Origin of the sequence: Gulosibacter macacae, assembly GCF_003865375.1 — a bacterium.
In the GTDB taxonomy this organism is placed as follows: Bacteria; Actinomycetota; Actinomycetes; order Actinomycetales; family Microbacteriaceae; genus Gulosibacter; species Gulosibacter macacae.
In genome coordinates this window covers 1-13,064 of sequence record NZ_RQVS01000016.1, presented here as the reverse complement: position 1 = coordinate 13,064, position 13,064 = coordinate 1, and the positions used below count along the sequence as shown (strand labels likewise).

Annotated in this window: 11 protein-coding genes and 1 tRNA gene; 11 read left to right on the top strand and 1 reads right to left on the bottom strand. The window is 64.4% G+C overall.

The window, feature by feature from the left end; genetic code table 11:
- The first annotated feature begins 69 nt into the window (after positions 1-69).
- The 3 genes from EG850_RS11430 (at position 70) to EG850_RS11420 (ending at position 5,271) form a co-directional block, all read left to right on the top strand.
- The gene (locus EG850_RS11430; RefSeq protein ID WP_124973589.1) at positions 70-3,240 is read left to right on the top strand and encodes a DUF7507 domain-containing protein; all 3,171 of its coding nucleotides are present in this window, start codon (positions 70-72) and stop codon (positions 3,238-3,240) included.
- 88 nt (positions 3,241-3,328) lie between these two features.
- On the top strand, positions 3,329-4,363 hold the full coding sequence (locus tag EG850_RS11425; RefSeq protein ID WP_185715046.1) for a 1-phosphofructokinase family hexose kinase: 1,035 nt from the start codon (positions 3,329-3,331) through the stop codon (positions 4,361-4,363).
- Positions 4,364-4,431: 68 nt separating this feature from the next.
- The gene (locus tag EG850_RS11420; RefSeq protein WP_124973585.1) at positions 4,432-5,271 is read left to right on the top strand and encodes a YqaJ viral recombinase family protein; all 840 of its coding nucleotides are present in this window, start codon (positions 4,432-4,434) and stop codon (positions 5,269-5,271) included.
- On the opposite strand, the gene EG850_RS11415 is transcribed toward EG850_RS11420, so the two are convergent.
- On the bottom strand, positions 5,268-5,981 hold the full coding sequence (locus tag EG850_RS11415) for an NAD(P)H-hydrate epimerase (RefSeq protein WP_124973583.1): 714 nt from the start codon (positions 5,979-5,981) through the stop codon (positions 5,268-5,270). The genes EG850_RS11420 and EG850_RS11415 overlap by 4 nt on opposite strands.
- 282 nt (positions 5,982-6,263) lie before the next feature.
- On the opposite strand from EG850_RS11415, the gene rplJ reads away from it, so the two are divergent.
- The 8 genes from rplJ to EG850_RS11375 all read left to right on the top strand — a co-directional run bounded on the left by rplJ (position 6,264) and on the right by EG850_RS11375 (position 12,869).
- Entirely contained in the window at positions 6,264-6,779 is a 516-nt protein-coding gene (gene rplJ, locus EG850_RS11410) for a 50S ribosomal protein L10 (RefSeq protein WP_124973581.1), read from the top strand.
- Between the two features lie 45 nt (positions 6,780-6,824).
- Positions 6,825-7,214: a 50S ribosomal protein L7/L12 gene (gene rplL, locus EG850_RS11405; RefSeq protein WP_124973579.1), complete on the top strand. Its 390-nt coding sequence runs from the start codon at positions 6,825-6,827 to the stop codon at positions 7,212-7,214.
- Positions 7,215-7,451: 237 nt separating this feature from the next.
- Positions 7,452-8,549 carry an LPXTG cell wall anchor domain-containing protein gene (locus tag EG850_RS11400; RefSeq protein WP_124973577.1) on the top strand — a complete coding sequence of 366 codons (1,098 nt, stop codon included), beginning with the start codon at positions 7,452-7,454 and terminating at the stop codon, positions 8,547-8,549.
- A gap of 161 nt (positions 8,550-8,710) precedes the next feature.
- A complete protein-coding gene (locus EG850_RS11395) occupies positions 8,711-9,973 on the top strand; it encodes an SHOCT domain-containing protein (RefSeq protein WP_124973575.1) in 1,263 nt (420 codons plus the stop codon).
- A 33-nt stretch (positions 9,974-10,006) separates the two neighbouring features.
- Positions 10,007-11,431 (top strand): TFIIB-type zinc ribbon-containing protein, encoded by a 1,425-nt coding sequence (locus EG850_RS11390; protein WP_235829307.1) that lies wholly within the window; start codon positions 10,007-10,009, stop codon positions 11,429-11,431.
- Between the two features lie 9 nt (positions 11,432-11,440).
- The gene (locus EG850_RS11385) at positions 11,441-11,770 is read left to right on the top strand and encodes a hypothetical protein (RefSeq protein WP_124973573.1); all 330 of its coding nucleotides are present in this window, start codon (positions 11,441-11,443) and stop codon (positions 11,768-11,770) included.
- Positions 11,771-11,918: 148 nt separating this feature from the next.
- Positions 11,919-12,716, top strand: coding sequence for an LPXTG cell wall anchor domain-containing protein (locus tag EG850_RS11380; RefSeq protein ID WP_124973571.1), 798 nt, complete (start codon positions 11,919-11,921; stop codon positions 12,714-12,716).
- 68 nt (positions 12,717-12,784) lie between these two features.
- Positions 12,785-12,869 (top strand) — tRNA-Ser (locus tag EG850_RS11375).
- Positions 12,870-13,064 lie beyond the last annotated feature (195 nt).

The following is a 13,064-nucleotide window of genomic DNA, read 5'->3' as shown; positions in this document are numbered from 1 at the left end:
GTCCCCTGAGAATGAATGACGTACTTATAAACAGTCGTTGCTCTTGCGGGTCGAAGGGACAGTCCGAATATGTTGATGACAACGAGGTTGCGTCAGGTGGGAGCAACAGTGCTCGCCGCGGCGCTCATTGGCAGCGCACTGACATTGTCTGGCGGTGCCCCGTCGGCTCAGGCAGTCACCGGTGACACCGGCACGAAGACGAGTGTTGTTCGCGTTTCCGGCAAGGCCGAAGGGAGCGGGCACTGGGGCGTTGTCGGAAACGTGCAGACCTGGTCGTCAACCAGTGGCTCTGTCTTCAATTACGACCTGGAGTTCAGTCCGACCGACGGCTCCCTCTGGGTGAGCGATTCGGGCAAGGCGGGCTGGGGCACACTCGGGTGCTGGCCTAACGCAAGCCCCTGCCAGCTGGGCAACCCGCGGGTGTTCAAGTACGACCAGCTCTCAACAGACTGGACGCTTGGCCAATACCTCGTCGATGGCAACTTCGGCGCCGCGTCGGCAGGTGCGAACGCTGGTATCGGTGCCAACTGGCAGAACATTGCCGACCGCACGTCGATCTCGGCGCCATTCTCGAGCACAACCACTCCGAACATCACGAACGGTCCGCGCGGTATTGCGTTCACCGCCGATGGCCAGGCGTTCGTTGTGAACAGCGAGGGCGTAGCGCCATGGGGTGGCGCGCCCGGCACGGTCAAGGTGTTCGACGCGAGCGGCGCGCTCACTGACCAGACCGGGTGGACCGGCACCTGGGCTCAGCGGGAGAACCCGGGCGTCATGTTTTATCCGGTGGGCGCGGCCACCACCCTCGACGGCAACATCATCGTCACGAGCCAGACCAGTGACCGACTCGTCGAGTACACCCCGATTGGTGACGTCGTTCGTGTCATCAAGCTCGATCTCCCGGCTGGCTCAGCGTTTGTCGGCGACCCTGGCTACCGCGACCCCTACGCCGTCACGGTCGATCCCAACAACGGCGATCTCATCATCGGCTACAACACCAATCAGGCGGCGTTCGGTAGCCCGGGCGCGACCACCATCATTGAACGACGCGACTCGACCGGCACGACCGTCAAGACGGTCTACCGCAGCCCGTCGCTTCAGAACCGCAGCACGGTCATGGCCGTGGCCGTGCATCCTGGAACCGGCAATGTCTTCGGCTGGACGCAGACCGGAAGCGTCATCGAGTGGGCTCCCGATGGCACCCAACTGCGCCTCTGGCGCCAGGGTGACGCTCCCGTGAGCGCGACGAACAACCCAAACAACTACTTCTTCCCCGATCTGTCGTTGGCGCGCGGCCTCACCTTTGATGAGGGTGGCCGCATGTACTTCACGGTGCGCGAAGGTACGGCTGCGGCGAAGGTGGTCATCCTCGGGCAGACTCCGGTGCCGGTGAGTGAAGCCACCGGCGTGCGCTCGTCGGATGGCACGACCGTTGAACTCAACTGGAACATCGACACCGCTGCCCAGGCCGCGCTTGAGAACGGCCTCGGTGGCCTGCCGATCAAGGACTACCTGGTGGAGCAGAGCTCAGACGGTGGCGCCACGTGGTCGATCGCCGCGAAGCCGAGCGCATCGACGGCACTGAATCGCACGATAACGGGCCTCGACGCCACGCTCGACTATTGCTTCCGCATCTCGGCCTGGAACGAAGCGGGCAATGGCGACTGGCTCGAAGTGTGCCCGCCGCGGGCGCCGATCGCGAATCCCGACTCGGTGACTGAGGAGATTGGTATCTCGCCAATCACCATTGACGTGCTCGCCAATGATGTTGACGGCACGGGTGCCGCGATTGACCCGGCGACCGCCAACCTTGCGCTCGTTGACGACAGTGACCCGGCCAATCCCGTCTACACGAACACGCTGACCATTGCGGGCGAGGGTACCTACACCGTGGTCGACGGCAAGATTGAATTCACTCCGGATGCAGCGGTCAGCTCGACCACGACGCTCACGCCGGTCCCGTATGCCATTGGCACTGGAATTGCGCGGGCGGAGTCGACACTGCAAGTGACGTTGCTCAAGGTCGGAATCGCGCTGACCAAGACGGGCGTGACCGCAGAGCCGGCGGTTGTTGGTAACGACGTCGAGTGGACGCTCATTGTCAGCAATGACGGCGATGTCGACCTCACGAACGTCGCGATTGACGACCCTGCCATTGGTGACGCGACGATTGAGTGGATTTGGCCCGGTGCCGAGGGCACGCTGCTTGTCGGCGAATCGGCCACAGGCAAGGTCACCACGAAGCTCACCGCCGAAGACATCGAAGCGAAGCTCGTGTCGAACTCAGCGAGCGCAAGTGCGACCACGCCCAAGGGTCAGGATGTCACTGCGGCAGCCAACGCCGATGTTGACCTCATCCTGCCCAATTCGGCGAACCCCGACACGGCGACCGGCGAGATCGGTGGCGGCGACCTCACCATCGACGTGCTCGCAAACGACCGTGATGGTGACGGCAACCCAATTGACCCGGCAACTGCCAACCTGGTGCTCGTTGACAACACTGATCCGGCTAATCCGGTCTATGTGACCTCGCTCACGATCGCCGGTGAAGGCACGTACACCGTCGTCGACGGCAAGATCGTGTTCAGCCCGGATGCTGCGGTCACCTCGACCACCACGCTCACCCCGGTGATCTACGCCCTTGGCGAGGGAACGATGCGCGTGACGTCGACCGTCACCGTGACGTTGCTCCAGGTCGGGGTGTCAATCACCAAGACTGGTGTGGCGCCGAGCCCGGCAGCGGTTGACGGTGAGGTTGTCTGGACCATCACGGTGCAGAACACGGGTGCCGTAGCGCTGAGCGAGGTGACGGTGACCGACGCCGCCATCGGCGACGCGACGATTGACTGGACCTGGCCCGGCGAGGCTGGCACGCTGCTCGTCGGTGAATCTGCCACGGGCAAGGTGGTCATCAAGCTCACCGCGGATGACATCGCCGCCAAGCTGGTTACCAACACAGCCTCGGTCAGCGGCCTCACACCCGGCGGCCAGACCGTATCGGCCGAGACGAGTGTGGACATCGCGCTGACGCTACCGGTGCCGCCGCAGGAAACCGAACCTCCGGTGAGCAACCCGGTCGAGACCCCGGTTGCGACCGGAGCGATTCCGGCGCCGACCGCGCCAAATGCCGCGCCGCTCGCAGTAACGGGTGCCGGCGACCACACGGCAGTGCTTATGGGTGGTCTCGTGCTGGTTGCACTCGGAGGCGTGCTAATCGCACGGCGGCGGCACCAGCCGTAGTCGCAACTGAATCCTGGTTAACGGTCGCGTATGAATGAGCGTTCATACGCGACCGTTAGCCTTTCCCTTGTTCTCTGGAAGGAGTCTCATGTCGGCCGTTGTTTCGCTCACCCCCGCTCCGGTTATTGACCGCACTTACTTCGTCGATAGCTTCGACGCTGGCAAGGTGAACCGCGCCACTGAGATTCAAGAGTTCCTCTCGGGCAAGGGCATCAACGTGTCGCGCACGCTGCGCGTTGCCGGAGTCTCGACCTCGGCGGTGCTGCCGATCGGTCGTGAAGACGAGCACCTGCTGTTCCGCACGCCCTACCCGCAGATTCTGCGCATCCTGCCAATTCCCGGCCGGATGCGCGTGAACACGCAGGTGCTCGAGAAGAGTGGCCGCACCACCAACGTCAACCAGAAGGCCGTGCCGATTCCGCAGCGCGATTGGGAAGCCGTTGTTGATATGACGATTGGTGAGATCCAGTCGCTGCACGCTGATTGGCTCGTCGTGTCGGGGTCGGTGCCGAAGCATCCCGAAAACGACGAGAAGGTCGACTTCACGCGCCTGTTCACCGAGGCCCGCCGCCTGGGTACCCGCATTGCTTTCGATTCCTCCGGTTCGTCGCTCGAGTACTGGACGCGCTCGGGTCTCGTTGATCTCATCAAGCCGAACGCGGATGAGATCGCCACGCTCGTGCGCCGCCACATGCACACGGTTGGCGATGTGCTCGAGGCTGGCCGCCAGGTCATTGCCGAGTCGGGCCTCGAGGTGGCACTCGTGTCGATGGGTGGCGACGGTGCGCTCGCGATCACCAAGGACGACGCCTGGTGGGGACTCGCGAAGGCACGCGAGGTGGTCAACACGACTGGCGCCGGGGACGCATCGCTCGCGGGATTCGTCGGGCACTCGATTCAGGGCCGCGGCGGCAAGGGCGGCCGCGCCGACTTTGGCACGCTACCGAAGCTCGCGATTCAGACGGGTCTGCGCAACGCCGTGACCTACGGCGCGATGGCCGTGGAAGTGCCGACGACGATCATCGAGTCGATGGAGAATCCGCCGGTTGCGGTGCTCGAACGGCCCGACCCTGAGCGCGAGCTTTCCGAGCCGACGAAGTTCTTCGAGACACCCTCGGCGTAGCTGAAGTTCCTGGCCCGGTCGCGGCGGGCCAGCGGCCACATGTCGGTGGTCGCTGGCACAATACCTGGATGGTGTTTTTTCGTCCGACTGATGCGTCGGGGCAGTCGCTCCGCTCGGTGACGGCCGACGATTTCCGCCCGCTCGCGCTCGCCCTCACCGGCGCGCTTGACCTTGCCGCGGTCGATCGGGCCGCGGCGGCCGCGTTCGAGCGAGTCTCGGAGCCGTTTGTCGCGCGCGAAACGCGACCCGCGATGCGGGCCGAGGTCGATCTCGGCACCGTGTGGCGAGCTGGGCTCATTGACGAGTTGCGCAATCCGCGACCGAAAGGCCCGGTGGCGCAGCGCATCCTCTGCTCGGCCGATGACGAGGCGCAGTGGCTGCAGATGCGTCGTAACGGCATTACCGCGACCGATGCGGCTCGACTCGCGACGCCCGCTTCGGTGCGCGGGGTCGCGAACGACAAACTGATGGGTTCGAGCTTTCAGGGCAATGCCTTTACCGAGTTCGGTCGTCGCCGCGAGCCGGTGATTGCCCAGTGGTTGCAGGAGGAGCACGGCATCCATTCCTGCGGGCTACTCATTCGCGCGGCCGAACACGAGCGCCACCTCGCTACTCCAGATGGCCTGGCTGAGTGGGGGAGCGAGGTCGTGCTCGCCGAGATCAAGACGACGAACAAGCCGTGGAAGCGCATTCCGCGCAATTACCTGCGTCAGGTGTGGTGGCAGCAATACGTCGTGGGCGCCGAGCGCACGCTGTTTGTGTGGGAACGGCACGATGATTTCGTGGTGCAGGATGCACAGCCGCAATCGGTCTGGATCGAACGTGACGACGCCGAGATCGCGAAGCTCGTGAAGTTTGCCGACGAGGTGCTTGAGCGCGTGGATTCGCTGCGGGCTGGGGTGCGCTAATTCAGGGTCACCGCTGGCGTTACGCCGAGGAGGGCGTGGCTCGCCCCGATCGGTTCGAGCCAGACTTTGCCCGCGAAGCTTGCGCCGGGCTCGGTCACGAGACCTGCCTTGATGCCGATGAAGGTGACGGTGAGATCGGCCTTGAGCACGGCATCCGGCTCGGCGACTTCGCCGCTATCGGGGTCGATGCCGCTGGGAGTATCAACGGCAACGACGAGCGGGCGAGGGTGCGGTGTCGAGGCTATTGCGAGCTTGGCGGCAACGATCACCTCGCGGGCCCGGCCGCGCAACGCGGGGGACCCACCAGCGGCAGCACCGCCCGCACCAATGCCGAGCACGCCGTCAACGATGACCTCGCAATCGTGAACGCATGCGGCGATCGCCTCGGTGACGTCACCCTCAGGCAACTCGACGACCTTGGCGCCCGAGGCGAGCGCGGCGGCGAGCGCAGCCTCGTGCATCCTGCCCATCGCTGGCACGATCGCAACTGTTGCCCCGGCGTCGGCGATCGAAGCGGCGGCAAAGAGCGCGTCGCCGCCATTGTCACCAGCACCCGCGAGCACCAGGATGCGTGCCGCAGCGGGCACTGGGAGGAGACTCACAACGTGCTCGGCGAGCGATTGGGAGGCGCGCACCATGAGCGGCACGCCGCGCGCGAGGAGCGGCGCTTCGGCGGCGCGAATCTGGGCGGCGGTGTAGGCGGTGCGCATGAGTCCAGTTTGGCACTTGCGCCGCGGGGCCGATTCGGCATAAGCTAGCCAACAGCCTTAGACCGCTGGTGTTCGGAGTGTGCGTTTTTCGAAACGCATCCCGTACGAAGGTGCCACGTAGCACGGCCCGCGCAGGTGACTTGAGTTTAGTGCGTTCACGCGCGCCCACGCTCCGGCCATCTGCCGGAGCGTTTTTTCGTGGCAACGGTGCCCATCGGGGCAGTGCCAGCGGTGCGCGCGACACACCTGTGGCGGGCGTGCGAATGAATTGAGAGGAGACCCATGGCGACCAAGGAAGCAACCATCGCCGAGCTCGCGGAGCAGTTCCGTGGCTCGAACGCGATCGTGCTGACTGAGTACCGCGGTCTCACCGTGGCACAGCTCAAGGAGCTGCGCCGTTCGCTCGGTGAGAATGCTACCTACGCCGTGGCAAAGAACACCCTCGCCAAGATTGCGGCTAACCAGGCCGGAATCGAAGGTCTTGACGACAAGTTCGTTGGTCCGACCGCTATCGCGTTCGTGACCGGCGAGGTGGTCGACTCGGCCAAGGCGCTGCGTGCCTTTGCCAAGGACAACCCTCTCCTGGTGATCACGGGCGGCTACTTCGATGGCAAGCCGCTCACCCCGGAAGAGGTCAACAAGCTCGCCGACCTCGAGTCCCGCGAAACGCTCCTCGGCAAGCTTGCCGGCGCGTTCAAGGCCTCGCTGTTCGGTGCCGCATACATGTTCACCGCGCCTGCGTCGAAGGCGGTTCGTACCGTCGACGCGCTGCGCGAGAAGCAGGAGTCCGCGAACTAGTCCGTCCCGGACCCCGCGGCAGAAAATCATCTAAGGAGAAACAACATGGCAAAGCTCACCGCTGAAGAGCTCATCGAGCAGTTCAAGGAACTCACCCTCATCGAGCTCAGCGACTTCGTGAAGCTCTTCGAGGAGACCTTCGAGGTCACCGCTGCTGCCCCGGTCGCCGTTGCTGCTGCCGGTGCCCCGGCTGCTGGTGGCGCCGCTGAGGCCGCTGAGGAGCAGTCGGAATTCGACGTCATCCTCGAGGCTGCTGGCGACAAGAAGATCCAGGTCATCAAGGAGGTCCGTGGCCTCACGTCGCTCGGCCTCGGCGAGGCCAAGGCGCTCGTTGACGGTGCACCCAAGGCTGTCCTTGAGGGCGTCAACAAGGAGACCGCGGACAAGGCGAAGGAGGCCCTCGAGGCCGCTGGCGCCACCGTCACCCTCAAGTAGTAGTTCACTACTGAGGCGACGTTCGCATCGCACTTAGAAACGGGTCGGAACTGCGGTTCCGGCCCGTTTCTGCATTTTCCGGATGCATGCAACTGCCGGAAACGTGCGTCTGCAACTCGGGTATGACTTGTGATGAGACTGTTGGAAATCTCTTGGGGAACGTCCAGATTGAACGTATATTGGCGGGGAGCTTCAATTGCTTATGTGAATCGCTTACATTAATAGGGGATTACCTACATGACTACCTTCCGCCGCCGCGCAGCCGCCGTGCTGACCGCGTCCGCTCTTTCCTTTGGCACGCTTGCCGGTGTCGGCCTCGTCGCCGCACCCGCCGCTCTTGCCACCGCCGTCGGCACCGCAGACGACGCGTATTGCGTTGACTCGGGCACGGTGAGCTTCACGGTAACTGGGCTCAAGCCCAATACCGGATACACCTTCGGCGTCACCTATGGCGGTGGCGATGCGGCCGGTTTCGGTTTTGGTGAGGGTCTCACTACCGATGCAGAGGGCACGTACAAGGCAACGTTCGATATCGCCTATGACCTTTCCGCTGCCACCACCCCGTACCCGCTTACCTTCAACCTCTACGAGGTTGATGACAACGACGACTCACCGAGTGCGGCTCAGGTGGTCGTCGAGCTCGGTGCCGCGGGCGAGTGCCCCGCTGAAGAACCAGCCCCGGTTGAAGAGCCGGTTGAAGAGCCCGTTGAGGAGCCGACTCCGGAAGAGCCGGTTGAAGAGGTTCCCGCCGAGGAACCCGTCGAAGAGGCTCCGACCGAGGACGACGCCGTTGTCGACGCTGCCCCGGCGATCGCAACCGACAAGCCGAGCTACACCCTCGCCGAGACCGTTGACGGCGTGAACTGGGCTGCCACCGGCCTCCTCCCGAACGTGGCTTTCACTCTTGAGCTGTTCATCCCGGGCGAGGGTTGGGTCACCATCCCGGCTGCCGAGGGTGTCACCCAGGTTGCTGGCGCTGAGGGCGTCGCCACCGGCCGCGTCGTCATGACGCTCAACGGCGCACCTGCCGACTTCGGTGTGGAAGGCGAGTACCAGCTGCGCGTCACCCAGGTCGAGGGTGACCAGACCGTCACCGCGCTCACCGCCTTCACCGTCGGTGAGGTCACCACCCCGCCGACCGAGGTGCCCGCGTCGAACAACGCGCCCGCCCCGGCTGCGCCGGCTCCGAGCAAGGCGCCCACGGCTGACAACTCGAACAAGCTCGCCGAGACCGGTCTCGACGACTCGACCGCAATGATCGCGCTCGGCGCGGGCCTCGTGCTCGTGGCAGCCGGTGCCGGCCTCATGGTCGTCCGCCGTCGCTTCGAGGCGTAGTCACTCAACTCCTAGATTCGCGGGTCGGATGCACTGCATCCGACCCGCGAACTATTCTCCCGGCCACACGGCAAACCAGAGGCTTCGCATCCCTAGGATGAAAGCGACGTAGTCGATCTACTCCCGCGCGATGCAGGATCGCGCACTACGGAAGGGCAGTCATGGGCTTCATCCAGGCATTCGCAGGCGCAATCGGCGGCATGTTCGCCGACCAGTGGGTCGACTTCCTCGAACCACCGGCAGGACTCGCGCCCACCGCGGCAATCTTCCCCGCGGTGCAGAGCGGTCAGAACCGTGGCCGCGGCTCGAACGTGCGCGGCAGCGAAAACATCATCACGAACGGTTCGAAGATCGTCGTGCCCGAGGGCTATGGCCTCCTCACCGTGCAAGATGGCCAGATCACCGGCTTCATCGCACAGCCCGGTGGCTACACCTACAGCGCCGATGACGTTAACTCGCAGTCGATCTTCACCGGTGGCGGCTTCGTCGCCTCGACGATCACGCAGTCGTGGGAGCGCTTCAAGTACGGTGGCCGCCCCGGCTCGCAGCAGCTGGCGTTCTACGTCAACCTCAAGGAAATCCCGAACAACCGCTTCGGCACGCAGTCCGAAATCTACTGGGATGACGCCTACCTCGGCGCCCAGGTCGGTGCGATCACCCGCGGTACCTACACGCTGCGCATCATTGACCCCATCCTGTTCGCGAAGCAGTTCGTGCCGCTCACCTACCTCAGCGCCGACGCTCGCGTCTTCGACTTCAGCGACTTCGACAACGACGCCGCAACCCAGCTCTTCAACGAGGTGGTGTCGTCGCTCGCCCCGGCATTCTCGAACTACACGAACGACCCGAACAAGGGCAACCGCATGGCCCGCATCCAGGGTGACTCACTCGGCTTTGCGCAATCGCTCTCGGCAGCGGTCGAGCAGGGCTATCAGTGGGCCTCGCAGCGCGGTCTGATCATTCAGTCGGTGGCCATCCAATCGATCGAATACGACGAGACCACCCGCGCACTTCTCGCCGACGCCCAGAAGGCCGATGCGCTCTCGGGTAGCCGCGGGCAGTCCTTCCTGCAGCAGTCGATGGCGCGTGGCTTCGAAGCTGCCGGTCAGAACGGTGGCGGTGCCGATATCGCCATGATGGGTATGGGGATGAACGCGGCCGGCGCCGCGGTCAACTTCCAGCAGAGCGGCCAGCAGGCGCCCTACCAAAACCCGTTCCAGCAGGGTCAGCAGCAGCCTCCGCAGCAGTGGCAGCAGCAGGGCGCGCCCCAGCAGGGTATGCCGCCGCAGCAGGCGCAGCCTGCCGCTCCGGCACCCGCCGACCCGGTGGCGCAGCTTGCGAAGTTCAAGGAGATGCTCGACCAGGGCCTCATTACCGAAGACGACTACGAGGCCGCCAAGCGCCGCGCACTCGGCCTCGAGTAATGCATCCGTGTTGCTGCCACGAAAGGAGTGCCGATGAGTAACGGCAAGCTGCCGTTCGGCCTCGGCGATTGGCAGGACTCGGAGGCCTATCGTCAGTTCCGCTCCAATCTGCCGAAGAGTGCGCAGGACTGGGTGGATCAGGCGACCGGTCAGGGCACGCCGCCCGACTATCAGCCACCGGCCGTGCCTGGGGATTCGTACACAATTCCCCAGGCGCCGCCGCCGGCCCCCGGAAGCACGCCGCAGCAGCAGGCGCCCGGGCAATTTCCGGGCCAGTCTGGCCCCGATATCAACATCATCGACACCTCGTCGGGTCGCAGCGATGGCCTGAACAAGTGTCCGCGATGCGGTTCGACGGAAGTGTCGCTACGCGTCGGCAGCGGGATGCTCGTCTGTCACTTCTGTCGCCACGAGTGGAACGAAGCTTCGCTCGAACAGCAGTTCGGACTCGACACCGATATCTCGCAATTGCGCGGTACGACCATCGCGTCGGGCGCGGGCAACATCCAAGAATCAACCAAGGATGTGCTCACGCTCAAATGCCAGGCTTGCGGTTCTGAAGTGATCGTGAACACCGCTGAAGCGCTGCAATCGCGATGCCACTGGTGCCGACAGACGCTCTCGGTGAACACGCAGATCCCGAACGGTGCGGTGCCCGATGGCCTCTTGCCGTTCAAGGTGCCGCGCGAGCAGGCCATCGCGAGCATCGATGAGTTCGTGAAGAAGCGGCGCTTTTTTGCGCATCCCACCTTCGTGAAAGAGTTCGCACCGACCGAGGTCGTCGGCGTCTACCTGCCGTTCGTCACCATCGATGCGAATGCGCATGTCACCTATGAGGGCCACGGCGAAATCTTGCGGCGCTCGTACATGGTCAAGCGCGGCGACCGCCAGGTGCAGCTCTACGACGCCGATGTCTTCCACCTCGGGCGCGCGTTCGATCTGCACGTCGACGACATCATGATCGAATCGTCGGGCGCACGAGCCGATCAAGACACGAGCAAGAACACGAACAACATCATCAACGCGATCTTGCCGTTCGATGTGAAAGAGGCGGTCGCCTACAACGCGAACTACCTGCGTGGCTACACCTCAGAGCGTCGCGACCGCGAAGTTGACCACATGGGTGGGGATGCGAGCGAGCGAGTGCTTTCAATCGGCCGCAACCGGGCAAACGAGCTCACGACGCAATACAACCGCGGAGTGCGCTGGGAGACCGAGACGCTGCAATTACAGGGCACACGCTGGGTCTCGCTCTACGTTCCGGTGTGGCTCTACAGCTACTACCAAACGAAGGGTTCGGGAGCCGGACTCACCCACTATGTGGCCGTGAACGGTCGCACGGGCACCACCATGGGCAGCGTGCCGGTGCGGCAGGGCCGACTCATTGGCATCTCGACCGTGATCGGCATCGTCGGCACCATCATCGGCGGCACGCTCGCCTGGCTCGCGATTTCATAGGAGGTCGACATGTTTGCTCTCATGGTCAGTGAAATGGCGACGCAGGCGACCAGCGTGCTCGCGGCAAGCAGCAGCAACTCCGACGGCATTCTGTTTCTGCTTGCCATGGGACCGGCCGCCGGCATCGGTTTCTACACGCTCATCTACCTGCGCTATCGCAACACCGATAAGCGCTTCGAATATGAGCGCAAGACCTCGAGCGATATCGCTGAGGTGCAGGGCTTCGACCGGCCGGCGGGCTCGGTGAAGGGTACTGAGCGGTCACGCATCCAGGGCGATAATTCGCGGAACCCGCGGCAGCGACTCGGACGAAATACGACGATCATTCGTCACGGCTAGGGCCTGCTGCGAGTTGGTTGGGGGAGCGTTCGAGTGAAACTCGGGCGAACTCATCCTCAAGATCGTTTCGAAATCGTAGCCAAAGCGATACGCTTCGGAGACGTAGTTTCGCACGTAATCACAGCTTGATTTGCCTGAGGGGGCCAGGATGCGCGGAAGCATCAAACGCGGTGCCGGAGCGCTCGTCGCGCTCGCTGGTTCCGGGGCGCTCGTGTTTGCAACCGCAGTTCCTTCGTTTGCGACCGAAGTTGGCGCGGATGCGCCGGTCACCGACCCGGCGCCGGTCGAGCAGCCCGTCGAGCAGCCCGCTGGGCCGGCTGTCGAGCAGCCGCCCGTCGCGCCCGCGCCCGGAACGGGGCTCGCGACCGGGGACTCCACTCGCGGAGTCGGTGGTACCGGTACGACGCTCGAGCCGGTCAACCCGACGCAGCCCGCGGATGATCTGCCCGATACCGGTGAGCCGATCGTCGGTAATCCCGTACCCGGTGATCCGCCGACGGATGGCACGGGTAGCCCGGTGACGGACCCGACTGAGGGCACTGGCACTGGCGACGGCACGGGCACTGGCGACGGCTCTGGCGACGGCACCGAGGATGGCACTGGCGACGGCGATCCGATCGACACGACAACGCCCGGCACGCCCATCATCGAACCGTCACCGAGCGAGGTCGTCACTCCGCCGGTCGTGGCGCCCGAGGCTCCCGGCATCGTGCCCGCTGAGCCGGGCCGCGTACCGTCGACGCCCGAATCACCCCGCAGTTCGACGCCGGCCGGCAGTCTCGACACGACTTCAGTAAGCCCGGACGAGCCGACGCCGAGTGCGTCAAAGCCGAACGCACCGAGCCTGGCTGCGACCGGTGCTGAGGATGCATCGGGCCTGCTCGCTGCGGGACTGGCGCTCGTGCTTGTTGGCGGCACGTTCTTCGTGCGCCGTCGCAACGCATAGCTTGGGGCGTGCATCCGGCCTGAATGCCGGTATGCTTGCTATTCGTGCCGCGAGCAATTGCGGTGCCTGGAGGATTCGCCTAGTGGCCTATGGCGCACGCTTGGAAAGCGTGTTGGGTGCAAGCCCTCGCGGGTTCGAATCCCGCATCCTCCGCTGAGTACTTGAGATGGTGGCGTTGGGCCGGGGGCCACGAAGCGGTGCTTCGTGGGGATTCGAATCCCCTATCCTCCGCTGAGTTCTAGAGATGGCTGCGTTGGGCCAGGGGGCCGCGAACCGGTGCTTCGCGGGGGTTCGAATCCCGCATCCTCCGCTGATCGCGCTCCGCAATTGGGGGTTACCGGCCATAAA

Bases quoted from the DNA above. Each gene is read 5' to 3' on its own strand.
- EG850_RS11430 (WP_124973589.1), top strand. From the start codon at position 70: ATGTTGATGACAACGAGGTTGCGTCAGGTGGGAGCAACAGTGCTCGCC.
- EG850_RS11425 (WP_185715046.1), top strand. From the start codon at position 3,329: ATGTCGGCCGTTGTTTCGCTCACCCCCGCTCCGGTTATTGACCGCACT.
- EG850_RS11420 (WP_124973585.1), top strand. From the start codon at position 4,432: ATGGTGTTTTTTCGTCCGACTGATGCGTCGGGGCAGTCGCTCCGCTCG.
- EG850_RS11415 (WP_124973583.1), bottom strand. From the start codon at position 5,981: ATGCGCACCGCCTACACCGCCGCCCAGATTCGCGCCGCCGAAGCGCCG.
- rplJ (WP_124973581.1), top strand. From the start codon at position 6,264: ATGGCGACCAAGGAAGCAACCATCGCCGAGCTCGCGGAGCAGTTCCGT.
- rplL (WP_124973579.1), top strand. From the start codon at position 6,825: ATGGCAAAGCTCACCGCTGAAGAGCTCATCGAGCAGTTCAAGGAACTC.
- EG850_RS11400 (WP_124973577.1), top strand. From the start codon at position 7,452: ATGACTACCTTCCGCCGCCGCGCAGCCGCCGTGCTGACCGCGTCCGCT.
- EG850_RS11395 (WP_124973575.1), top strand. From the start codon at position 8,711: ATGGGCTTCATCCAGGCATTCGCAGGCGCAATCGGCGGCATGTTCGCC.
- EG850_RS11390 (WP_235829307.1), top strand. From the start codon at position 10,007: ATGAGTAACGGCAAGCTGCCGTTCGGCCTCGGCGATTGGCAGGACTCG.
- EG850_RS11385 (WP_124973573.1), top strand. From the start codon at position 11,441: ATGTTTGCTCTCATGGTCAGTGAAATGGCGACGCAGGCGACCAGCGTG.
- EG850_RS11380 (WP_124973571.1), top strand. From the start codon at position 11,919: ATGCGCGGAAGCATCAAACGCGGTGCCGGAGCGCTCGTCGCGCTCGCT.